20 protein-coding genes and 4 pseudogenes are annotated in these 21,964 nt (G+C 69.9%); 19 read left to right on the top strand and 5 right to left on the bottom strand.

The window, feature by feature from the left end; all coding sequences use genetic code 11:
• Positions 1–9: 9 nt before the first annotated feature.
• Positions 10–738 (top strand): 16S rRNA (uracil(1498)-N(3))-methyltransferase, encoded by a 729-nt coding sequence (locus ACRAWC_RS03685; protein ID WP_431346525.1) that lies wholly within the window; start codon positions 10–12, stop codon positions 736–738.
• Between the two features lie 57 nt (positions 739–795).
• Here the strand turns inward: ACRAWC_RS03685 and ACRAWC_RS03680 are convergent, their stop codons facing one another.
• The 3 genes from ACRAWC_RS03680 to ACRAWC_RS03670 form a co-directional block, all read right to left on the bottom strand.
• Positions 796–1,218, bottom strand: a complete 423-nt coding sequence (locus ACRAWC_RS03680) for a hypothetical protein (protein ID WP_431346524.1) — start codon at positions 1,216–1,218, stop codon at positions 796–798.
• 49 nt (positions 1,219–1,267) lie between these two features.
• The gene (locus tag ACRAWC_RS03675) at positions 1,268–1,828 is read right to left on the bottom strand and encodes a hypothetical protein (RefSeq protein WP_431346523.1); all 561 of its coding nucleotides are present in this window, start codon (positions 1,826–1,828) and stop codon (positions 1,268–1,270) included.
• Between the two features lie 68 nt (positions 1,829–1,896).
• Positions 1,897–3,456: an alpha/beta hydrolase gene (locus ACRAWC_RS03670; protein ID WP_431346522.1), complete on the bottom strand. Its 1,560-nt coding sequence runs from the start codon at positions 3,454–3,456 to the stop codon at positions 1,897–1,899.
• A gap of 18 nt (positions 3,457–3,474) precedes the next feature.
• Here ACRAWC_RS03670 and ACRAWC_RS03665 point away from each other — a divergent pair, with 18 nt between their 5' ends.
• Positions 3,475–3,705 carry a hypothetical protein gene (locus ACRAWC_RS03665; RefSeq protein WP_431346521.1) on the top strand — a complete coding sequence of 77 codons (231 nt, stop codon included), beginning with the start codon at positions 3,475–3,477 and terminating at the stop codon, positions 3,703–3,705.
• A 156-nt stretch (positions 3,706–3,861) separates the two neighbouring features.
• On the opposite strand, the gene ACRAWC_RS03660 is transcribed toward ACRAWC_RS03665, so the two are convergent.
• Entirely contained in the window at positions 3,862–4,149 is a 288-nt protein-coding gene (locus ACRAWC_RS03660; RefSeq protein WP_431346520.1) for a hypothetical protein, read from the bottom strand.
• Between the two features lie 135 nt (positions 4,150–4,284).
• On the opposite strand from ACRAWC_RS03660, the pseudogene ACRAWC_RS03655 reads away from it, so the two are divergent.
• From ACRAWC_RS03655 to leuA, 15 genes and pseudogenes are all read left to right on the top strand, one after another.
• A pseudogene (locus tag ACRAWC_RS03655) lies at positions 4,285–4,649 on the top strand (histidine triad nucleotide-binding protein).
• Between the two features lie 91 nt (positions 4,650–4,740).
• Positions 4,741–5,762: pseudogene (locus ACRAWC_RS03650) on the top strand (PhoH family protein).
• On the top strand, positions 5,759–6,220 hold the full coding sequence (gene ybeY / locus ACRAWC_RS03645; RefSeq protein WP_431346519.1) for an rRNA maturation RNase YbeY: 462 nt from the start codon (positions 5,759–5,761) through the stop codon (positions 6,218–6,220). Before ACRAWC_RS03650 ends, ybeY begins: the two are co-directional and overlap by 4 nt.
• A gap of 7 nt (positions 6,221–6,227) precedes the next feature.
• Positions 6,228–6,710, top strand: coding sequence for a CNNM domain-containing protein (locus ACRAWC_RS03640; RefSeq protein ID WP_431346518.1), 483 nt, complete (start codon positions 6,228–6,230; stop codon positions 6,708–6,710).
• Between the two features lie 122 nt (positions 6,711–6,832).
• A pseudogene (locus ACRAWC_RS03635) lies at positions 6,833–7,132 on the top strand (CBS domain-containing protein); the annotation flags it as partial.
• Positions 7,066–7,410 (top strand): annotated as a pseudogene (locus ACRAWC_RS03630) (transporter associated domain-containing protein); the annotation flags it as partial. The pseudogenes ACRAWC_RS03635 and ACRAWC_RS03630, both read left to right, overlap by 67 nt.
• A 36-nt stretch (positions 7,411–7,446) precedes the next feature.
• Entirely contained in the window at positions 7,447–7,614 is a 168-nt protein-coding gene (locus ACRAWC_RS03625) for a hypothetical protein (RefSeq protein WP_431346517.1), read from the top strand.
• Complete coding sequence (era, locus tag ACRAWC_RS03620) at positions 7,611–8,504, top strand: GTPase Era (RefSeq protein ID WP_431346516.1); 894 nt, start codon at positions 7,611–7,613, stop codon at positions 8,502–8,504. Before ACRAWC_RS03625 ends, era begins: the two co-directional genes overlap by 4 nt.
• 110 nt (positions 8,505–8,614) lie before the next feature.
• On the top strand, positions 8,615–10,495 hold the full coding sequence (locus ACRAWC_RS03615) for a sensor histidine kinase (RefSeq protein ID WP_431346515.1): 1,881 nt from the start codon (positions 8,615–8,617) through the stop codon (positions 10,493–10,495).
• A complete protein-coding gene (locus ACRAWC_RS03610) occupies positions 10,492–11,181 on the top strand; it encodes a response regulator (protein WP_431346514.1) in 690 nt (229 codons plus the stop codon). The genes ACRAWC_RS03615 and ACRAWC_RS03610 overlap by 4 nt, the downstream gene beginning before the upstream one ends.
• 101 nt (positions 11,182–11,282) lie before the next feature.
• Positions 11,283–12,080, top strand: coding sequence for an ABC transporter ATP-binding protein (locus ACRAWC_RS03605; protein ID WP_431346513.1), 798 nt, complete (start codon positions 11,283–11,285; stop codon positions 12,078–12,080).
• Entirely contained in the window at positions 12,077–13,516 is a 1,440-nt protein-coding gene (locus tag ACRAWC_RS03600; RefSeq protein WP_431346512.1) for an ABC transporter permease, read from the top strand. The genes ACRAWC_RS03605 and ACRAWC_RS03600 overlap by 4 nt, the downstream gene beginning before the upstream one ends.
• 153 nt (positions 13,517–13,669) lie before the next feature.
• Positions 13,670–14,950, top strand: a complete 1,281-nt coding sequence (locus tag ACRAWC_RS03595; protein WP_431346511.1) for an alpha/beta hydrolase — start codon at positions 13,670–13,672, stop codon at positions 14,948–14,950.
• Complete coding sequence (locus tag ACRAWC_RS03590; protein ID WP_431346510.1) at positions 14,947–17,598, top strand: bifunctional lysylphosphatidylglycerol flippase/synthetase MprF; 2,652 nt, start codon at positions 14,947–14,949, stop codon at positions 17,596–17,598. The genes ACRAWC_RS03595 and ACRAWC_RS03590 overlap by 4 nt, the downstream gene beginning before the upstream one ends.
• Before the next feature lie 137 nt (positions 17,599–17,735).
• Positions 17,736–19,511 carry a 2-isopropylmalate synthase gene (gene leuA, locus ACRAWC_RS03585; protein WP_431346509.1) on the top strand — a complete coding sequence of 592 codons (1,776 nt, stop codon included), beginning with the start codon at positions 17,736–17,738 and terminating at the stop codon, positions 19,509–19,511.
• A gap of 10 nt (positions 19,512–19,521) precedes the next feature.
• Here leuA and ACRAWC_RS03580 read toward each other — a convergent pair whose 3' ends face one another.
• The gene (locus tag ACRAWC_RS03580; RefSeq protein WP_431346508.1) at positions 19,522–20,379 is read right to left on the bottom strand and encodes a trimeric intracellular cation channel family protein; all 858 of its coding nucleotides are present in this window, start codon (positions 20,377–20,379) and stop codon (positions 19,522–19,524) included.
• A gap of 32 nt (positions 20,380–20,411) precedes the next feature.
• Here ACRAWC_RS03580 and recO point away from each other — a divergent pair, with 32 nt between their 5' ends.
• Positions 20,412–21,152, top strand: a complete 741-nt coding sequence (recO, locus tag ACRAWC_RS03575; RefSeq protein WP_431346507.1) for a DNA repair protein RecO — start codon at positions 20,412–20,414, stop codon at positions 21,150–21,152.
• Positions 21,149–21,961 carry an isoprenyl transferase gene (locus tag ACRAWC_RS03570; RefSeq protein WP_431346506.1) on the top strand — a complete coding sequence of 271 codons (813 nt, stop codon included), beginning with the start codon at positions 21,149–21,151 and terminating at the stop codon, positions 21,959–21,961. The genes recO and ACRAWC_RS03570 overlap by 4 nt, the downstream gene beginning before the upstream one ends.
• Positions 21,962–21,964: the final 3 nt, after the last annotated feature.

Below are 21,964 nucleotides of genomic sequence, written 5' to 3'. Positions count from 1 at the left end.
GGACGGACGATGAGCTCGCTCTACCTTCGTGAGGACCTCAGCGACGTCGAGGTGGGCGCCCGGCTCACCCTGACGGGCCCGGAGGCCAAGCACGCCGCCACGGTCAACCGCACCCGTCCGGGCGAGAGCGTCCTCATCGGCAACGGCCGCGGCCTGGTCGCGTCGGGCGAGGTGCTGGTCGCGACGAGCACGGAGCTGACCATCGACGTGGAGGCCGTGGAGCGCGTCCCGCGCGCCGAACCTGCCATCACGCTCGTCCAGGCTCTGGCGAAAGGCGACCGCGACGAGCTCGCTGTGCAGGCCGCCACCGAACTCGGTGTGGACGCCGTGATCCCGTGGTCGGGCTCCCGGTCGGTGTCGCGCTGGGAAGGCGCCAAGGTCGCGAAGGGCCGCGACCGCTGGGCGGCGATCGTGCGCGAGGCGAGCAAGCAGTCGATCCGGGCGTGGACGCCGGAGGTCGGGGAGCTCGCCACGACGAAGCAGGTGGCCGCGCTGGCGGCGACCCACCGGGTGCTGGTGCTGGAGCCGGGGGCCGCGTCCCCGCTCACCGGGGTGCGGCCGGACGGGCGGCCGCTGGTGCTCGTGGTGGGCCCGGAGGGCGGGATCGCGCCGCAGGAGCTGGACGCGTTCCTGGCGGCGGGGGCCGAGGTCGTGCGGCTGGGGGACAAGGTGCTGCGGACGTCGACCGCGGGGCCGGCGGCGCTGGCGGTGCTGAACGCGGCCCTGGGGCGCTGGTAGGGCGACTGTATCAGCGCAACCCGTAGGGATTGTTGGCTCGTTAAGGACAGTGTCCAATCAGAAAAAGCCCGCGACGAGCACGAAGGCGAGAAATCCAAACACCGCGACAAATCCGATCAGGATCGGGACCCACACCAGTCGAACGATCGCTAAGGCCAATCGCGGGTACGGTCCTTCCCATGCGCGCGAGCTCAGGGCAAGGCAGACGGCAATGAAGAGCAACGGGAGCCACGCCCACGCGCTGAAGATCGGTGCTGCGATCGCCTCAAGCGGGGCGTAAGGGTCTTTGTAAGTCGGGTCACTCAGGAGTTGCCGCAAACTCTCGGTCCCGAAGTACACGAACGTCCAGAACACCAGGGTGCCAGATGCCCAGAACGAAACGGCCGCCCAAAAGAGCCCGATTGGCAACACCCGCGATGCGGGCTGAGCAGGAGGGTCTTCCAGGACGGTCGCGGCGTGTTGCTGTTCGGTGTCCTGCATTTCGTCGTCCGGGCCAGGGACCGGCACGTGGGGGTCGGGCATTACCGGCTCACCGGTCGGGGTAGGGCGTGATCGTAGGGCTGTTGGTCGGGGAGTACACGTCCTGTTCGAGCGGGTCGAGGGTGCGGTAACCGGTGGGGCCGGCGAAGTCGTTCAGGGTGGGGTCGGTGGAGCACTCGGTATAGAAGTGAAGGATGAATTTGCTGCGGTTGGCGACGACGCCGGCGGCGAGGCTGCCGTCGGGACGGTCAGCCCGATAGTCGATGTAGATGTCCCCGTCTGCTCCGATGAAGGGGGTTCCGATCGGGTTGACGGTGTAGCCCTGGTCTTTCCAGCGGTCGCTCATCGTGTTCACAAACACCATCGGGTCACCGACATGTGGGTGGTCGAGGCCGACCTCGAAGCGTTGACGTTTGTGTTCTCCGGATTCTGTGGTGGTACAGCCAGAGCCGATGAATTCTTCCGTCTCCGGATCCCAGGTTCCGCCACCGACAAGTGCCCATCCGTCGAGGAGGCCGGAGGCGGCGATCCCGTCGTTGGCGGCGGTGAGTATTTCTTCGCGGAGTTGTTGCCCGGTCTTCTGCGACCCGGAGTGGGTGGGGGCGGTCATGACGCATCCTCCAAGGGCGAGGGTAGTGGCGAGAGCAAAGAGCACGATGGTGCTGCGGGGAACGGCCTTCACGGGGTGATCCAGAAGTTCGAGGCATAGTGTGCGGCGTTCTTGTTGTGTTGGGCCGCCGCTGCCGCGGTGCCGGTCAACCCGCCGCTGACTTTGTCGGGCTGACCGGTTGTGGTCGCAGCGATGTTTCTGAGGGACTGGGTCCGTGGGTCGAAGTAGCCGTGCCCTTCGGAGGGCAGGGCATTGAGGAAACCGCTGTGGGTGGTCTTGCCCGTCTCGCCGATGGCGTTGTGTCCGTCAACGGGTTCGAGGTCTGAGCCATCGCCATCGGACGAGAACGACTCCGCGCCGCCGATGCTGTCACCCCTGTGGTCAGCGACAGAAGGGTTCGGTTCGGCGCGACTGGACACAAACGAGCCGAACGGAGCGAGCCGGTCCGGTGCGGCGGCCGTTGTGTAGATGTGGTCGACGCGCAGGTTCGACAGCGACGGCACCAGCGAAGTGTCGATTCCGGCGGAGGCGACCATCACGAACGCGTCGATCCGGAAGTGGGTGAGCGTGAGCGCGATGGACGCCATGGTCGTGCCGTACGAGTGTGCGGTGACGGTGACCGGCGCAGGGCCCGGACCGAACGTGGCGCGGGTGGCGGCGTTGCCGTCGAGTTCGGCCGCGAACCTAGGCGCCCCCTTCTTCGCGGATTCGCTGAAGTTCACTCCTGCCGCATCGGGGTTGTCGTACTCCAGGTACGCGACCACGCCCGGATGCTGAACGTTGAGGTCCTTTTGCGCGTTCCAGAGATTCTTGGCGGCATCAGACCATCCATCGAGCGAATCTTTCGCCCCCGACATCATCCCGCTCGCGCACCACGTCGTATTCTCGCAGGTGTCGAGGTTGCCGTAGCCAACCGCGACCCGGGGCGGGGCCATGAAAAGGTTCAAGGCCACCAACTGCACCGGAACCCCGTTGGCAGGTGTGGTGAGCGCCCGCTCCATCTTCTTCAACACGGCCTTCTGGTCGTCAGTGAGGTTCAGGTTCTTCATCGCCTTCGCGTAGCTGATCCGGTTCGCGATATCCCGGTCCTTGTAGGGGAGCCCCGGCAGATTGCCGAAGAGCCCGGGCGCGGTCTTCAGCAGTGCGCTGCGCGTCTCCGGTGCGAGCCGGCTCCACCAGCCCGCGACCTCCTCCGGGTCCGGCGGATGCTCCCAGAACTGCTGCAACAGGACCGGGTTCTCCCCGAGCAGGACCTTCAACTCGTCCGGCGTGAGGCGGCGCAGCACGGTCATGTTCCGCATGGCGACCGTGGGCTCGGACGCCTGGATCCGGCCGAGCTTGTCAACACCGGAGGTGAATGTGGTCAACTGCGCGGGGGTGGAGGCGGGAAGAGCACCCCGCGCGGTCGCCTCCAGACGGCGGATGAAGTCCGCCTCCGCCGACTCGTACTCGTGCTTTGCCCGCCGCCCCAGCGCGCGGGCGTCCTCCAGGCGCTGCTGGGCGTCCTCCAGGCGTCGCCCGGCCCGGAGCAGGTCCTCGCGCACCGACTCCGCACGCTGACGCGCGGCGTACAGTTCCGCATCCGCCGAGAAGCCAGCACCGGCCGCGCGCGACGTCAGCGCGTCCACTCCCTCCAGCAGTGCGGCGTGGTCTCCCGTCAGAGCGCCGACCGCCGCCTCCGCGACCGCGATGTCGTGCTGCGCCTCCTCTGCCTCCCGGAGCGCGCGATCGGCGTCGTACTGGGTGGCGGAGAGCGCCTCCGCCCACGACTGCGCCGCATCGCCCCCTCGCCGTGCCGGGTCGACGCGGTCTGCGCGGCGTCCCGGACCACGCGCAACCGTTCCCGGAACGCCTCCGCCGCCAGGCCCGACCAGTAGCGATCCGCGACCGACGCCAGCGCTTCGTTCGCAGCGTTGCCCCGCGAACGGTGGTGTTCCGCGTGCGCACGGAGGGTGGACATCCACGCCGCCACCGCGTCCACGTTCCCCGGCGTGGGGTCGGAGTCGAACGTCAACGGCGACCAGTCCTGGTACCTAGAACGCACGGAGGCTTCCGCCGAACGTCTGCGCGCTCTCCGCGTCCCGCCGCGTGGCGCCGTCGGCGGCCGAACGCAGCACGGTCACCAGTGCGTCTTCGCTCTGCGCGAGGGCCGAGCGCCCTGCGGACCAATATCGCTCGAACCCCGTGAAAGCCCAGTCCATCCGCGACGATCCGAGATCGCCGGCGTCGAAGCTCGCGTCGCGCACCTTCGCGCCCGTCTCCGCCAGCGCCGACGCCGCCGCCCGCAGACGTTCCGTGTCGACCGAGACCTTCGTGCTCATTACGCCCCCTTATAGCTCACATAGACATAACACATGGAGAACAGGAACCAGACATGTCACCGAGGGCGGAGGTGTGGCAGGGAAGCTGCCGAGCACCGACCTCATCGCGGGGCGCTGACGAATAGGATGGATCACATGGAGACAGGGGAGCGCTCGATCTTCTCGCGCATCATCGCGGGGAGATCCCGGCTGACGTCGTGTACGACAGCGAACGCATCATCGCGTTCCGCGACATCGCGCCCAAGGCGCCGGTCCACCTGCTGGTGGTCCCGAAGACCGAGCGGTACCGCGACGTCGTCGAGCTGGCCGCGGGCGACCCTGCGCTGCTCGCGGAACTGGTGGCGACCTCTAAGAGGCTCGCCGACGAGCACGCGGACGGCGACTTCCGTCTGATCTTCAACACCGGCGCCGGCGCGGGACAGACCGTGTTCCACGTCCACGCCCACGTTCTGGGCTCGCCCTCCGGCGGGCTCGAGGAAGGAACCCTTGGCGACGAGTGACCCGACGACCCCGGATGGAGCGACCACCCCTGGCGGGTCGGCGAACACGGGAGGTTCGGCCGAGGCGCGCCTGAGCGTCGACGGGATCCAGATGGTGCGGCTGCTCGGCCCGCAGGACCGCCTGCTGACGACGCTGGAGCGGCAATACCCGCTGGTCGACGTCCACGTGCGCGGCAACGAGATCAGCCTGACCGGCGACCCGGCGCAGGTCGCCGCGGCGCGCGCGCTGCTCGAGGAGCTGCTGCAGATGGTCCGCAACGGCCAGGATCTCGGCCCGGCCGAGGTCGCCAGCTCCGCGCGGATGATGCGCGGCGACCTGAACCTCAGCCCGTCCGACGTGCTGAGCCAGGCGATCCTGACCGCGCGCGGCAAGAGCATCCGGCCGAAGACGCTGGGCCAGAGTCAGTACGTCGACGCCATCGACCACAACACCATCGTGTTCGGCATCGGCCCCGCCGGAACCGGCAAGACCTACCTGGCGATGGCGAAGGCCGTCCAGTCGCTGCAGCGCAAGGAGGTCAGCCGCATCATCCTCACGCGCCCGGCGGTGGAGGCCGGCGAGCGGCTCGGCTATCTGCCCGGCACGCTCACCGACAAGATCGACCCGTACCTGCGCCCGCTGTACGACGCGCTCAACGAGATGCTCGACCCGGAGCTCGTGCCCAAGCTGCTCGCGGCCGGCACGATCGAAGTCGCCCCCTGGCGTACATGCGCGGCCGCACGCTGAACGACTCGTTCATCATCCTGGACGAGGCGCAGAACACGACGCCGGAGCAGATGAAGATGTTCCTCACCCGGCTCGGCTTCAACTCCAAAATGGTCGTCACCGGCGACATCACCCAGATCGACCTCCCGAACGCCGCGAGCGGACTCCGGCTGGTCACGCGCGTGCTGAACGACATCGACGACATCCACTTCTCCCGGCTGACCAGCGACGACGTCGTGCGGCACAGCCTGGTCGGCCGGATCGTCGACGCCTACACCGAGTACGACGCGAAGCTGCAGGCGCGGCAGTACGAGCGCGAGGAGGCCCGCGAGTTCGCCAACCGCGCCGAACGCCGCTCCGGCGGCCCGCGCGACCACCTCCCGAAACGACAGGGCCCGACACGATGAGCATCGAGATCAACAACGAGTCCGCCATCGAGGTGGACGAGTCCGCCCTGCAGCGCCTGGCGGGCTACGCGCTCGACATCATGCACGTGCACCCCGACGCCGAGCTCGCGATCGTCCTCGTGGACGAGGCGGCGATGGAGCAGCTCCACGTGCAGTGGATGGACGAGCCGGGCCCGACCGACGTCCTCAGCTTCCCGATGGACGAACTGCGCCCCGGCACTGAGGAGGAGCCGGCTCCGGCCGGGCTGCTCGGCGACGTAGTGCTCTGCCCGCAGGTCGCCCAGGTGCAGGCGGAGACCGCCGGCCACACCCTCATGGAGGAGCTGCTGCTGCTGACCACGCACGGCATCCTCCACCTGCTCGGCTTCGACCACGCCGAGCCGGCGGAGGAGCGGGAGATGTTCGGCATCCAGCGCGACATCCTGGTGGGCTTCTCCCGCTACGACCGACAGCGCTAGGCGCCGGATGCTCGCAACCCTGTTCTTCGTCGTCGCGTTCCTCCTGGTGACGTTCGGCGGGCTCATGGCGGCCGTGGACTCGGCGCTGGCGGTGCAGTCGCGCGGCGACATCGCCGACCTGGCCGAGACCTCGCGGGCGAGGGCGTCGCTGGCGGCGATCGCCGACGACCCCGGAGCGTACTTCAACGCGATCAACTTCAGCCGCATCATCGCGGAGACCACCGCAGCGGTGCTCGTGACCCTCGCGTTCGAGCAGATCTTCGCGGAGTGGTGGATCTCGCTGATCCTGTCGGCGGCGATCATGACCGGTGTCTCGTTCGTGCTGGTCGGCGCCAGCCCGCGCAGTGTGGGCCGTGCCAACTCGCGCATCCTGCTTCAGCTCACCGCGCCGCTCCTGCACGGGATCCGGGTCGTGCTCGGTCCCATCCCGGGCGGACTGGTCGCGCTCGGCAACCGGGTGACCCCTCCCGCGCCCGGTCGGCCCCGGTGACGAGCGAGGAGCAGTTGCTCAGCATCGTGGACGAGGCGACCGAGTTCGACGTGCTGGAGGAGGACGACCGAGAGCTCATCCACTCGATCTTCGAGTTCAGCGACACAGTCGTCCGCGAGGTGATGGTGCCGCGCACCGACATGATCACGATCGACAGCTCGGCCGGGCTCGGCACGGCGATGGGGATGTTCTTCTCCACCGGCGTCTCCCGCATGCCGGTGATCGACGGCGACCCGGACGAGGTGGCCGGCATCCTGTACCTGAAGGACGTCGCCAAGCTCAGCTACGAGAGCGCGCTCGGCGCCGACACGCTGACGATGAGCGAGTTGGCTCGGCCCGCGCTGTTCGTCCCGGAATCGCAGAAGGCCGACGCGCTGCTGCGGCAGATGCAGCTCGAGTCCAACCACCTGGCGATGGTGGTGGACGAGTACGGCGGCATCGCCGGCCTGGTCACGCTGGAGGACCTCATCGAGGAGCTCATCGGCGACATCTCCGACGAGTACGACCACGAGGTGGAGCTGGTGCAGCAGCTCGGGGAGGCCGCCTCCGGGTCGCGACCCGGCTGCCGATCGACGACCTCGGCGAGCTGTACGACATCGAGATCGAGGACGAGGACGTCGACAGCGTCGGCGGACTGGTCGCGAAGGCGCTCGGCAGGCTCCCGGAGGTCGGCTCCACGGTCGCCGTGCACGGCCTCCGCTTCACCGTCGACCGGATCGACGGCCGGCACAAGCACGTGAGCACAGTGCTCGTCGAGCGCGACACCGCGCTGCTGCCCGAACCGCACGAGGACGCGGAGCCCGAGCCGCACGAGAATCACGAGAAGCACGACCGGCGCGACAAGCCCGGCAAGTCCCCGAAACACCCGAAGTCCGACCGCCAGCACAAGGAGGCCCGCGCATGAGCGAGTACCACGCCGGATTCGTCTCGTTCGTCGGCCGCCCCAACGTGGGCAAGTCGACACTCACCAACGCCCTCGTCGGCGAGAAGGTGGCGATCACCAGCTCGAAGCCGCAGACCACGCGCCGCGCCATCCGGGGCATCGTGCACCAGCGCGACGGCCAGCTCATCCTGGTCGACACGCCGGGCATCCACCGGCCGCGGACACTTCTCGGCGAGCGGCTCAACACGCTCGTGCAGTCCACGCTGGGCGATGTGGACGTGATCGGCTTCTGCGTCCCCGCCGACGAGAAGATCGGCCCGGGCGACCGCTTCATCAACGACCAGCTGGACGACTACCCCACCGCGAAGAAGGTCGCGATCGTCACGAAGATCGACGTCGCGGGCAAGACCCAGGTCGCCGAGCAGCTCCTGGCGGTGTCCGCGCTGCGCGAGTGGGAGGCGATCATCCCGATCTCCGCGACCAGCAGCATCCAGCTCGACACGCTCACGTCCGAGCTGATGAAGCTGCTCCCGGAGTCGCCCGGCCCGCTCTACCCGGCGGACGCGATCACCGACGAGGGCCTCGAGGACCGCATCGCCGAGTACATCCGCGAGGCCGTGCTGGAGGGCGTGGAGGACGAACTGCCGCACTCGCTCGCGGTCACCATCGACGACATCATCGAGCGGGACGACAAAGACCTGGTAGAGGTCTACGCCAACCTGTTCGTGGAGCGCGACAGCCAGAAGGCGATCGTGATCGGCAAGGGCGGCGCCCGCATCCGCGACGTCGGCGCCGAGGCCAGGAAGCCGATCGAGGCGCTCCTCGGCCGCAAGGTGTTCCTGTCGCTGCGGGTGAAGGTGGCGAAGGACTGGCAGCGGGATCCGAAGCAGCTGGGGCGGCTCGGGTTCTAGGCGGCTGCGCTTCTAGACGGCTGCGTCCCAGGGCGCCCCGTCATACATCCGCAGGATGATTCCGCGCCGCGGATGCCTGCGCGGGCACCGCGGCCCCGTAACGTAGAGATATGCCAGATCGCACCCGCGTCCTGAGCGCGCTCGCGCCGCACCGTTGGGTGCTGGAGCCCGCGCTGGCCGTCGTGCTGTTCGGGGTGTGGCTGGTCATCGGCCTCCCGTTCGACCTGGCGGGCGCGCTGGCCGTGCTGCTGTACTGCGCGGCCGTCGCGCTCTCGCGGGTGCTGCCGGTCGTGGCGCTGGAGATCGCCTGGCTCGCGGTCGTCGCCGAGTTGAGCGAGGGCTCATCGCTCCCGTTGCCGCACCGGCTGATCTCCGCCGTCGCCGTCGTGATCGCGCTGTTCGGCATCGCGTCGCACGGCGGGAGGGCCGTGCGTTGGTTCGGGTTCGGCTCCGCCCTCCTGTGGGCGCCGGCGATGGCCTACCTCTTCACGGTGCGCGGCGACCTGAAGTTCCCGCAGTTCGGGCCGGTGATCGGCGGCTATTACACGAGCCAGGGTGTCGGGCTGCTGATGATGAGCCTGCTGCTGGCCGTCGTGTTCGTCAGCGCATGGCTTCTGGGCTTCCTCGTTGCGCGGCAGCGGGCCACCGCGCCCTCCGGGCCCGTCCCGTCGCTGCTGGTGTGGCTGGCGTCGCCGGGCGCGGGCGCGGCGGGGACGGAGGGCGCGGAGGCCGTGGAGGGCGACACCCCGCGGCTGGTGCGTCGCCTGACCCGGCCCCAGCTCACCTTCGACATCGCGGGCGCCGTCGCCTACGTCTTCTTCTGCCTGGTCACCGACTTCACCTCGAGCCTGGTGCCCGACGCCCTCGGCCGCTCGACGTTCCTCGTGTTGATCGTGTTCGCGGTCGCCGTGGCCCTGCGCAGGATGTCGCCCGCGGTGTCGCTCGCGATCGCGTGGCTCGCGGCCGCGGTGCAGATGACGACCGGGCACAACATCCTGGTCAGCGACATCGCCGCGCTCATCGTGCTCTACGCGACGGCGCTGTACGGCGACAAAGTCGTCCGGTACGCGGGGCTGATCTCGGCCGGGGTCGGCGCGCTGGTCGCCTCGCTCTACCTGACGCTGACCTCTGCGCTCGCGCAGGGCTACTTCGACCTGCTGTCGTCCCAGCTCACCGGGATGGCGCTCCAGTTCGCGTTCCTCTTCGTCGTCAGCGCGACCGTGCTCGGGCTGTCCTGGGTGCTCGGACTCCTGGTCCGCACCTGGCGGAACGCGCGGGCGTCCCGGCACGCCCAGATCGCGGCGGAGCTCGACCGCAACCGCGCCGAGGAGGTCGTGGTCGTCGAGCAGGAGCGCACCCGCATCGCGCGCGACATGCACGACGTCGTCGCCCACTCGCTGGCGGTCGTCATCGCGCAGGCGGACGGCGCCCGTTACGCCCGGCATGCCGACCCGGACGCCGTGGACACCGCGCTGGAGACCATCGCCGCGACCGCGCGGTCCGCGCTGGTCGATGTGCGGGTGCTGCTGGCCGAACTGCGGCAGAGCCAGCCCGAAGGCCCGCAACCGTCGCTCGCCGACGTCGACCAGACGGTCGAGCAGGTGCGCGCGGCCGGCCTCCCCGTCGTCATGGAGCGTCGCGGCGAGCTCGACGGGCTCGGCTCCGCGCAGCAGATCGCCGCGTACCGCATCGTGCAGGAGGCGCTCACCAACGCTCTCCGGCACGGAGACACCACCCGCCCGGTCTCCGTCGTGCTCGCCCAGACGGGCGGCGCCGACTCCGGCCCTGGCATCGTCATCACCGTGAGGAACAGCATGAAGACACCGACACCGGACCCCTTGGCCACCGGCGGCCTCCCGCGCATCGGGCACGGCCTGCCCGGGATGCGCGAGCGCGCGACCCTGGCGGGCGGCTCGCTGTCCGCAGGGCCGGCCGACGACGGCTTCGTGGTCACGGCGTTCCTGCCGGTGGTCTCGGGGGTGCGCGCGTGAGCGCCCCGATCACGGTCGCCCTCGTCGACGACCAGGCGCTGTTCCGCGCGGGCATCCGCATGCTGATCGGTTCGCAGCCCGACCTGGAGTTCGTGGGCGAGGCGTCCGACGGCCGGGAGGGCGTCGCGCTCGTGCGCGAGAAACGCCCCGACGTCGTGCTCATGGACATCCGGATGCCCGTCATGGACGGCATCGCCGCCACCGCCCGGATCGTGGAGGAGGCCGAGCGGGAGGGCCGTGCGCCGGCGCGGATCATCGTGCTCACCACCTTCGACCTGGACGAGGCCGCTGCCCGCGCGATCCGCAGCGGCGCCAGCGGCTTCGTGCTGAAGGACGCCGAGCCGGAGTTCCTGCTCGCCGCCATCCGCACCGTCCACGCCGGCAGCGCGGTCATCGCCGCCGGGGCGACCCGGGAGCTGTTCGAGTACTTCTCCGACAGCCAGCGGGCCAAGCAGGCGCCGGCCGCGTTCGCCACGCTCACCAGCCGCGAGCGGGAGATCTTCGTGCTCGCCTCACGCGGGCTCAGCAACTCGGAGATCGCCGGGTCGGAGTTCCTCAGCGAGGCGACGGTCAAGACGCACATCAGCCGCATCCTGGCCAAGCTCGGCCTGCGCGACCGCGTGCAGATGGTCGTCTACGCATTCGAGCACGGACTGACCGGGGGAGCGCCAGAGCGGGCGGAGTGACGGGCGACCGGCGAAGTTCACCCGTAGATCATCCTCTGGGCTGACCCCGTGTGGATCCACAGCCCGATCCGCGGCCGACGCCGGTTTCATAGCGTGGCGGCATGGACATTTCCGACAGCATGGTGGCGCGCGTCGACGGCGCGACGAAGACCTACGGCTCCGGCACCAACCGCGTCATCGCGCTCGACGACGTGACCGTCGGCATCCCGGCCGGCCTGTTCACCGCGATCATGGGGCCCAGCGGCTCCGGCAAGTCGACGCTCATGCACGTGATGGCCGGGCTGGACACCGTGACCGGCGGCCGCGTCTTCCTCGGGGACACCGAGATCAGCGGAATGGGCGACGGCGAGCTGACCGTCCTGCGCCGCCGCCGGGTCGGCTTCGTCTTCCAGTCGTTCAACCTCGTCCCGACACTCGACGTCCGGGCCAACATCCTCCTGCCGTTCGAGATCGACGGCCGCCGCCCGACGCTCGAGCAGCGCGAGTGGATCGACGGGCTGATCGACCTCCTGGGCCTGAAGGACCGGCTCACCCACCGTCCGCACGAGCTCTCCGGAGGCCAGCAGCAGCGCGTCGCGATCGTGCGCGCGCTCGCCACCCGCCCCGACCTGGTGTTCGCGGACGAGCCCACCGGCAACCTCGACTCGCGCACCGGCCGGGAGGTCCTCGGCGTGCTGCAGGAGGCTTCCCGCAGCTACGGCCAGAGCATCGCGATGGTCACGCACGACCCGGTCGCAGCGAGCTACGCCGACCGTATCGTGTTCCTCGCCGACGGGCGCGTCGTCGCCGAGCGTGAGCGCTCGAGCGCGGAGCAGATCTCCGCGTTCATGCTCGACATGGAGTCGCAGGGCCCGGAGGCCCAGCACCCGGCGGCGCAGGGAACGGAGGCGCGCGCGTGATCCGCGCGTTCCGGGCGAACGCGCGCGACCATCGCGCCAGCGTCCTCGTCTCGGCCCTCAGCGCCGCCTTCGGCGTGGCGCTGATGGCCTGCACCAACGTGCTCGGAGCGTACATCGCGGCGTCCCCGATGGGGGCGCACGGCTCGGCCCGGTTCGCCCTCGCGCTGGTCGCCGGCATCTTCTTCGTGATCGCCGTCTTCGTCGGCGCCATCGTCACCACGAACACGTTCGCCACCGTCATCGCCGGGCGCACCCGCACCATCGCCCTGATGCGGCTGCTCGGCTCGAGCTCGAAGGCGCAGCGTCGCTCCGTTGCGGGGGAGGGCCTCGCCGTCGGCGTGATCGGTGCGCTCACGGGCGGCGTCATCGCCGTGGTTCTCGCGCTCGTCGCCGTGCGCGCCTTCATCTGGTGGGGCGTCCTCCCGAACGTGCTGTACCCCGTCGTCACACCCTTGCTGATCGTGCCTCCCGCCGTGGTCGTGCTCACCACCTGGTCGGCGTCGTGGATCGGCAGCCGGCGCGTGCTGACGGTGGCGCCGGTGGAGGCGCTGGGCGCGGCGCAGGAGCGCCCGTCCGCCGCCGTGCGCAGCACCGGGCGCATCGCGGCCGCGGCGCTGCTCATCCTGCCGGGTGCCGCGCTGCTCGGCTTCGGGCTGATGCTCGGCCTCGGCGCGTTCGCGAAATCGGGGAACTCCGCGCTCGCGGAGTTCGGGCGCTTCGGCGTGCTGATCGCGATGCTCGGCGGCCTGCTCTCGTTCACCGGGGTCATCGTCGCCGCGCCGTTCTTCCTGCCCGCCGTGCTGCGCGGCGTCGGCCTGCTCTTCGGCGCGGGCGCCGCCGGACGACTCGCGGCGGCCAACGCCGTACGGAACCCGGAGCGCAGCTCGCGCACCGCGATCGGTCTCGTCATCGGCGTCACGCTGATCACCATGTTCGTCGTCGCGACGCAGACCTGGCTCACGATCATCCGCAGCGCGGCGGCGAAGGACCCGGAGCTGTATCAGGGCGCTGAGAGTGTGCTCACGGTCACCATGCTCGTTTTCAGCGGGCTGGTCGGCTTCTCCGCGGTGATCGCCGCCGTGGGCGTGGTCAACAGCCTGTCGCTGAGCGTCCTGCAGCGCCGGCGCGAACTCGGCCTGCTCCGGGCTCTCGGGCTGAGCGCCGCGCAGGTGCGCCGGATGATCCTGGCCGAGAGCGCGCAGCTCACGGTCGCCGCCGTGCTCTCGGGGCTGGTGCTCGGCACGCTGTACGGCTGGATCGGCGCGCAGACGCTGCTCGGTCAGCTCCCGGGCGGCGGCCTCATCCCGCCGGCGATCCCGTGGCTGTTCATCGGCCTGATCGTCGTGGCGGCGGCCGCCCTCGCCGTCGGCGCCTCGGTGGTGCCGACCCGCCGGGCCACCCGCGTCGCCCCAGTGGAGGCCCTCGCGGTCGAGTAGCGAGGCTCCAGGTTCCCTGGACGCTCATCAAGCCCCAGCTATCCGCAGGCTGGGTGTCCGATACTTATGGACTGGCGCACTCCGACCCGTGCCCACCATCCCGTGCCGGAGCGCCTCCTGCACCCGTGAGAGGACCCACCCCTGAACTGGCTCATGACCCTGAGGATCGACAAACCGCCGTTCCTCATCACGATCGACGTCGTCACCGCGCTCCTGGCGGTGTACCTGCTCGTGCGACCCACCTGGAAGCGCGCGCTCGCGGGGGCGATCGCTGCCGTCGGCGGCGGCCTGATCGGCTGGTTCCTGGTGTGGCTGACGGACGACGTCTTCAACCTGTTCGGCGTCGCGCTCACCCCGGCGACCACCACCTGGGTGGCCATCGGGTTCGCCGGTGTGAGCCTCGCCATCGCCAACTTCTTCCGGTCGCGCTGGTGGCGGAAGCTGATCGCAGCGGTCAGCATCCCGGTATTCCTGCTCGCGGCGTTCGCCGGTGTGAACGTCGACTTCGGCGCGTACCGCAACCTCAACGATGCCATCGGGGTCGTGCCGTACAAAGCGCTGAACCTGCACAACGAGCGCGGCGACATCATCAAGGGGACCGCCTGGTCTGCCTCGACGAACCAGGCCGACCCTCCCGCGAAGGGCGAGATCGGCACCGTCAAGATCCCCGCGACGCTGTCGAACTTCCCCGCGCGGGACGCCATCGTGTACCTGCCGCCGGTCGCCCTCGGTCCGAACCCGCCAGCGCTCCCGGTGCTCTACGCGCTCTCCGGCCAGCCCGGCGCCCCGGCGGACATGTTCACGGCAGGCCGGATCGGAACCTATCTCGACGCCTACGCGGCCAAGCACAACGGCTACGCGCCGATCGTCGTCGCGCCCGACCAGCTCGGCGGCCCCGGCCGCAACCCGATGTGCATCGACTCCCGGGCCTTCGGCGACTCGGCCACCTACCTGCTCAAGGACGTGCGCTCGTGGATCACCTCGCACCTGCGGGTGAGCAGCGACCCGTCGGCGTGGGGCGCGTTCGGCTACTCGCAGGGGGCCACGTGCGCTGCGCAGTTCGCCGCCAGCCGCCCGGACCTGTTCGGCTCGGCGCTGGCCTCCTCCAGCGAGCTGGGGCCGACGCTCGGCAACGTGCCCCTCACGATCGCGACCGGCTTCGCCGGGTCGCGGACCGCCTACCAGGACGCCCAGCTCGGGCCTACGATGAAAGCGCATGCTCCTTACACGAACACGCTGATCATCTTCGGCGCGGGTCAGAACGACGCCAAGTACACTGCTTTCGCGAAGACGCTGCATTCCGAGGCCGTCTCCGCCGGGATCCGCGGCGACCTCCTGATCTCGCCCGGGACGGCACACGATTGGAACACGGTGCGCTACACGCTGACGGACGGCTTCCCCGCGGTCGCCGCCCACATGGGGCTGGCTCCGTGACCGATGCCGTGACCGCTGGGGGCGGCGCGTCGGCGAACGGCGGCGCGCCGGAGGACGACGCGACCCGGGCCGGGGGGAACGGCCCTCGGGTCGCGGAGGAGACGGCCGCGCGCACGCAGGAGCCTCCCGCGCGCCCTCCCGGGCCTCCCGCACGGGCAGCCGGCTTCGGCGGCGCGGTGCGGCGGCTCGGCCGGCTGATCGCGACGCACCCCTTCACCACGGGCCTGACGGCGCTGATCCTCGTGCTCGCGCTGGCTACGGGCCCGATCCACGGCCCCCACCGCCCGCTGCGCGTGTGGCTCGGCGTCGGCCCGGACCAGCTCCTCGACGGCCACTGGTGGGCGCCGGTCACCGCCGTGCTGTTCACAGACAACCTCGCCGAGCTGATCGTGGTGCTCGTGCTCACGGCGCTGCTCGTCGGCGTCTCCGAGCGGCTGATGGGCGCGTGGCGGACGGCGCTGGCGTTCTTCGCGACATCCGTCGTGGGCATCGCCGCAGGCGTCGGCATCCAGCTCATCGGCTCGCAGACGGGGGAGATGTGGTCGCGCAGCGTCCACCACCTCGTCATCCTCGACGTGTTCACCGGCATCGCCGGCGCGATCATGACCGCGAGTGCGTTCGCGGGGGCCTTCTGGCGCCGCCGCATCCGCGTCCTCACCATGCTCATCGCGATCATGTACGTGCTGTACTCGGGCGACCCGTCCGACCTGTACCGGCTTCTCGCGGTCCTCGCCGGCTTGGGCCTCGGCGTGCTGCTGCGGCCGCACGAGCGCCTCCTCGGCTGGCGCCGCTCCTCCCATCACGAGGTCCGGGTGCTGCTCGCCTCCGCCGTGACGATCAGCGCGCTCGGCCCGGTCATCGGCCTGCTGACGCAGTCGCGGTACGGGATGCTGTCGCCGATCGGCCTGCTGTTCTCCAACGACGTGCCCGCCACCGGCAGCGTGCTGGAGCGCTGCCAGGCGTTCGCGGTCACCCGCGACTGCGTCCACGACCTCACACTGGAGCGGATCAACGGCCTCGGGCCCGTGCTCATCTCGGTGCTGCCGCTGCTCACGCTGCTGGTCGCCGCCTACGGCCTCCTCCGCGGGCGCCGCTTCGCCGTGTGGTTGGCCGTCTCGGTCAACGCGCTGCTCGCCGTGCTCTCCGGGCTGTACTTCGGCATCCTCCCGTTCGCCGACCCGCGGCCGACCGTGTCGTCGCGGTACTGGGAGGTCACCTTCATCCTGGCGCTGTCGGCGCTCGTCCCCCTCACGATGGCGATCCTGCTGGTCGCCTACCGCCGGCACTTCACCGTGCTCGCCACCGCACGGTCGGTGCGCCGCTACGTGCTCACCGTGGCGCTGACCGGCGTCGGCCTGATCGGGCTCTACGTGTTGGTCGGCTGGCTGCAGAAGGACACGGGTTTCACCCGGCCGATCGACATCACCGATCTCCTCAACGACGTGCTGGAGCGCTTCATCCCGGTGAGCTTCCTGCGCCGCGAGCCGCTGCAGTACCTGCCGACGACACCGCTGGCGACCGTGGTCTACCACAACATCGGCACCGTGTTCTGGCTGGTCGTCATCCTTGCCGCCGTCCCGTTCATGGTCGGCCGTGGAGCGTGGCGACGCTCGACCGGCGACGCGGGACGGGTCCGCACGCTGCTCGAACGCGGCGGCGGCGACGCCATCTCGTTCATGGCGACCTGGCCCGGCAACAGCTACTGGTTCGACTCCGCGACGGGCGGGGCCGTGGCCTACCGGGTCGTCGGGCGGGTGGCGCTCACGACCGGTGCGCCGTTCGGCGCGGACGAGTCCGTGCACGACGGCGTGATCGAGCGCTTCTCGCGGTTCTGCGACGACAGCGGATGGATCCCGGTCTTCTACAGCGTCGACGCCCAGTACCAGCCGATCTTCGACCGGATGGGCTGGTCGACCATGACGGTCGCCGAGGAGACGGTGATCCGCCCGCAGCAGTGGGCGACCACCGGCAAGAAGTGGCAGGACGTCCGCAGCTCGATCAACCGCGCTCAGCGGGCCGGCATCCGCGCGGAGTGGACCAGCTTCGGCGCGCTGCCGTTGAGCGCCGCCGTGCAGCTCTCGGACATCTCCGAGCAGTGGGTCGCCGAGAAGGACCTGCCCGAGATGGGCTTCACCCTCGGCGGCCTGGACGAACTCCGCGACCCGGCCGTGCGGCTGATGCTCGCGGTGGACGAGTCCGGTCGCATCGAGGGCGTGACCTCCTGGCTGCCGAGCTACCGGGACGGCCACGTCGTGGGCTGGACACTCGACTTCATGCGCCGCCGCCCGGGCAGCATCAACGGCGTCATGGAGTTCCTGATCGCCGAGGCGGCCACCCGGATGAAGGAGGACGGCGTCGAGTTCATGAGCCTCTCCGCGGCGCCGCTCGCACACACGGCCGGCACCCCGGACGACGCCAAGAGCGGGATGGACCGCGTGCTCGGCTACCTCAGCACGTCGCTCGAGCCGGTGTACGGGTTCCGCTCGCTGCTCAAGTTCAAGCAGAAGTTCCAGCCCGAGCTGCACCCGCTGATCATGGCCTACCCGGATCCGGTCGCCCTCCCGGCGATCGGCGTGGGGCTCGTGCGCGCGTACCTGCCCGACCTGTCGATGCGGCAGGCGGCTGCGCTGGCCGTGGGACGCGGCTGATGCGCCGCCGTGGTACCGTTGTTTCTGTGTACGGTCTGCTCCTTCTTAGCTGCCGCGACGAGTCCTAGTTCCGGGCCTCCCTCGTCGCGGAGTTCGTCGTTGGCTCTCCACACCACACCGCGAGGAGAAGACAGACCATGAAGAACAAGCAGGCGCCGAGCGCCATGCCGATCCACAAGTACCGGCCGTTCCACGAACAGATCCGCGTCGAGCTGCCCGACCGCACCTGGCCGTCGAAGCGCATCACGCAGGCGCCGCGCTGGTGCGCCGTGGACCTGCGCGACGGTAACCAGGCCCTCATCGACCCGATGAGCCCCGAGCGCAAGCGCATCATGTTCGACCTGCTGGTGCGGCTGGGCTACAAGGAGATCGAGGTCGGCTTCCCGTCGGCCAGCCAGACCGACTTCGACTTCGTCTGCAGCCTGATCGAAGAGGGCGCGATCCCCGATGACGTCACCATCCAGGTCCTGACCCAGTCGCGCGAGCACCTGATCAAGCGCACCTACGAGTCGCTGGTCGGCGCCAAGCAGGCGATCGTGCACCTCTACAACTCCACCAGCATCCTGCAGCGCGAGGTCGTGTTCCGGACCGACCAGCAGGGCATCGTCGACATCGCCCTGGCCGGCGCGCGACTGTGCCGCCGGTTCGAGTCGCTGGTCCCCGGCACCGAGATCTACTACGAGTACTCGCCGGAGTCGTACACCGGCACCGAGCTGGAGTTCGCCGCCGACATCTGCAACCAGGTGCTGGAGGTCTTCGAGCCGACACCGGAGCGCAAGGTCATCATCAACCTGCCCGCCACCGTCGAGATGGCGACGCCCAACGTCTACGCCGACTCGATCGAGTGGATGTCGCGCCACCTGAACCACCGCGAGAACGTCATCCTCTCGCTGCACCCGCACAACGACCGCGGCACCGCGGTCGCGGCGGCCGAGCTGGGCTACATGGCCGGCGCCGACCGCATCGAGGGCTGCCTGTTCGGCAACGGCGAGCGCACCGGCAACGTCGACCTGGTCACGCTGGGCGTCAACCTGTTCACCCAGGGCATCGACCCGCAGATCGACTTCAGCGACATCGACCAGATCAAGCGCACCGTCGAGCACTGCAACCAGCTCCCGGTCGGCGAGCGCAGCCCGTGGGGCGGCGACCTGGTCTTCACCGCGTTCAGCGGCTCGCACCAGGACGCGATCAAGAAGGGCTTCGAGGCGATGGCCGCGCGGGCCGAGCGCGAGGGCGTCTCGGTCGACGACCTGGTCTGGGCGGTTCCGTACCTGCCCGTCGACCCGAAGGACCTGGGCCGCAGCTACGAGGCGGTCATCCGGGTGAACTCGCAGTCCGGCAAGGGCGGCGTCGCGTACCTGCTGAAGACGGACCACGCCCTGGACCTGCCGCGCAAGCTGCAGATCGAGTTCTCCGGGGTCGTGCAGGCCAAGACCGACGCCGAGGGCGGCGAGGTGACGAGCGCGCAGATCTGGGACATCTTCCAGGACGAGTACCTGCCGGCCCCGGCCACGGACCCCGACGCCAAGTGGGGACGCTTCGAGCTGGGCTCCACGAGCACGACGAACGAGACCGGCGAGCACGTCACCCTCACGGTGGCGCTGCGCGACGGCGACACGGTCGCGAAGGCGACGGGGGAGGGCAACGGCCCGATCGCCGCGTTCTTCGACATCCTGAACGCCCGCGGGATCAACGTGCACCTGTACGACTACTCGCAGCACACGCTGTCGGCGAGCGAGTCGGCGCAGGCCGCCGCCTACGTGGAAGTGGACGTCGACGGCGTACGCCTGTGGGGCGTCGGCATCGACGGCGACACCACGACCGCGTCGTTCAAGGCCGTCGTGTCCGCTGTGAACCGCGCGGTGCGTGCGTCGGCCGGCCACGCCGCCGAGGCCGAGCTCGTCGGAGCCTGACCCCGACCCGTCACACCTGACCCGCAGACAACGGAGGAGATCCCGGTCCATTGCACCGGGATCTCCTCCGTTGACCTCGTTTCAGCCGGTCAGGCGCGCAGATCTCCTCCGTTGTCCGCAGGCCTATCCTCGATGCGATACCGCGGGATGGCACCCGTATCGGTCCGCTCGATCGTCCGTTCGGCGCTTGGGCGCCTCCCGAAGCCGAACGCCATCCAGCGGGCGCGCGCAGGCGACCGAGCTCGCGCTGCTCCGGCAGGCTCCAGCCGAACCGGACGGCGAGGAGGCGGATCACCAGCGTCACGATCACGCAGACCAGAACCGCGACGGCGAACGGCACCTTCAGATCGACCAGCACCACCAGCACGATCGTGCCGGCCCCGGCGGCGACCGCATAGAGCGAGCCCACATGCATCAGTGCGATGGGGAGGTTGAGCAGCACGTCGCGCAGAATCGACCCGCCCACCGCCGAGACCACGCCCACGAACACGGCGGGCACCTCCGGCAGCCCGAGCGCCAGCGCCTTCGTCGCACCGATCGCGCCGAACAGCCCGATCGTGAGCGCGTCCAGGAACGTGATGATCGGGTCCAGCCTCCGGAACAGCCGCACGAGCAGCATCCCGAGCAGCGCCGCGACGACCGTCGCCGGCAGGTACCAGTTGGACTGAAGCGCCACCGGCGTCACGTTGAGCAGCAGGTCGCGCAGGAGGCCGCCTCCGAGCCCGGTGGCGACGCCGATGATCGCGATGCCCAGCAGGTCGAGCCGGCGGTCGCGGAACCCGGACGCGAACATGGCACCCTGCAGGCTGCCGACGCCGACGGCGACCAGGTCGCCCCAGAGGGGGATCGTGAAGGCCGCGGATGTCACCAGTCACTTGTATCACGCGGGATACTGGAGTCGTGCCTGTCTACCGTGATGAAGCCGTCGTGCTGCGCACCCACAAGCTGGGTGAGGCCGACCGCATCGTCACCATGCTCAGCCGTCAGCACGGCAAGATCCGTGCGGTGGCGAAGGGCGTGCGGCGCACCGCCTCCAAGTTCGGGTCGCGGCTGGAGCCGTTCATGGTCGCCGATGTGCAGCTCTACGAGGGGCGCACGCTCGACGTGGTGACCCAGGCAGAGACGATCGGGGCGTACGGCGCGCTGATCGCGGACGACTACTCCAGTTACACCGCCGCCAACGCCATGGTGGAGGCCGCCGATCGGCTGACCGACGCCGAGGCCTCCCTGCAGCAATACCTCCTGCTCGTCGGCGCCCTTCGCTCGCTGTCGCGGCACGAACACGGTCCGCAGCTCACCCTCGACTCCTACCTGCTGCGCGCGCTGTCGCTCGCGGGCTGGGCGCCGAGCTTCCTCGACTGCTCGCGCTGCGGCGCACCGGGGCCGCACGACCATGTCGTGGTACAGCTCGGCGGCGTGGTGTGCGACGACTGCGCGCCGCAGGGGGCCCCACGGATCGACGCCGCGACCATCGCGCTCCTCGGCGCACTGCTCACCGGCGACTGGGAGACGGCCGACGCCGCCGACGACTCCACCCGCTCGAAGGCGAACGGGCTGGTCGCCGCGTACACGCAATGGCATCTCGAGCGCGGCCTGCGCTCCCTGCAGCACGTCCAGCACGATCAGAAGGCGAGCGGATGACGCCCAAGCCCTACACGCACAAGGACGCGGTCGCGTACCGTCCCGTCGACTGGACGGGTGTGTACCCGCCCGCCTTCCCGGCGAAGGCGGTGCCGGAGCACGTCGCCATCGTGATGGACGGCAACGGCCGCTGGGCGAACCGCCAGGGCCTCACCCGCATCGAGGGTCACCGTGCCGGGGAGGCCTCCCTGCTGGACGTCGTCGCCGGCGCGATCCAGGTCGGGGTCAAGCACCTCAGCGTGTACGCCTTCTCGACCGAGAACTGGAAGCGCTCACCCGACGAGGTCCGCTTCCTGATGGGATTCAACCGGGAGGTGCTGCACCGCAGGCGCGACCAGCTCAACGAGTGGGGCGTACGGGTGCGCTGGGCCGGCCGCACGCCCCGGCTGTGGTCGTCGGTCATCAAGGAGCTGCAGTACGCCGAGCGGCTGACGGCGGGCAACGACGTTCTGACGCTCACGATGTGCGTCAACTACGGCGGCCGCACCGAGATCGCGGACGCCGTGCGGTCGATCGCCGAGGAGGTCGCCGCCGGCCGGCTGAAGCCGTCGGCGGTGGGGGAGAAGACCATCCAGCGCCACCTCTACCTCCCGGACATGCCGGACGTCGACCTGTTCGTGCGCAGCTCGGGGGAGCAGCGGACGAGCAACTTCCTGCTCTGGCAGAGCGCCTACGCGGAGATGGTGTTCCTGGATACGCTGTGGCCGGACTTCTCGCGCACCGATCTGTGGAACGCGATCGACATCTTCGCCCGCCGCAACCGCCGGTTCGGGGGAGCGGTGGACACGCCGGACGACGTGGCGCTGTAGCCG

The organism is Leifsonia sp. L25 (assembly GCF_050632895.1).
This window is presented reverse-complemented; position numbering and strand designations above follow the sequence as displayed.

Coding starts and splice junctions, on each gene's coding strand:
- ACRAWC_RS03570 (WP_431346506.1), top strand. CDS start 21,149: ATGACGCCCAAGCCCTACACGCACAAGGACGCGGTCGCGTACCGTCCC.
- ACRAWC_RS03680 (WP_431346524.1), bottom strand. CDS start 1,218: ATGCAGGACACCGAACAGCAACACGCCGCGACCGTCCTGGAAGACCCT.
- ACRAWC_RS03605 (WP_431346513.1), top strand. CDS start 11,283: ATGGACATTTCCGACAGCATGGTGGCGCGCGTCGACGGCGCGACGAAG.
- ACRAWC_RS03660 (WP_431346520.1), bottom strand. CDS start 4,149: ATGAGCACGAAGGTCTCGGTCGACACGGAACGTCTGCGGGCGGCGGCG.
- ybeY (WP_431346519.1), top strand. CDS start 5,759: ATGAGCATCGAGATCAACAACGAGTCCGCCATCGAGGTGGACGAGTCC.
- leuA (WP_431346509.1), top strand. CDS start 17,736: ATGAAGAACAAGCAGGCGCCGAGCGCCATGCCGATCCACAAGTACCGG.
- ACRAWC_RS03685 (WP_431346525.1), top strand. CDS start 10: ATGAGCTCGCTCTACCTTCGTGAGGACCTCAGCGACGTCGAGGTGGGC.
- ACRAWC_RS03640 (WP_431346518.1), top strand. CDS start 6,228: ATGCTCGCAACCCTGTTCTTCGTCGTCGCGTTCCTCCTGGTGACGTTC.
- ACRAWC_RS03595 (WP_431346511.1), top strand. CDS start 13,670: ATGACCCTGAGGATCGACAAACCGCCGTTCCTCATCACGATCGACGTC.
- era (WP_431346516.1), top strand. CDS start 7,611: ATGAGCGAGTACCACGCCGGATTCGTCTCGTTCGTCGGCCGCCCCAAC.
- ACRAWC_RS03675 (WP_431346523.1), bottom strand. CDS start 1,828: ATGACCGCCCCCACCCACTCCGGGTCGCAGAAGACCGGGCAACAACTC.
- ACRAWC_RS03615 (WP_431346515.1), top strand. CDS start 8,615: ATGCCAGATCGCACCCGCGTCCTGAGCGCGCTCGCGCCGCACCGTTGG.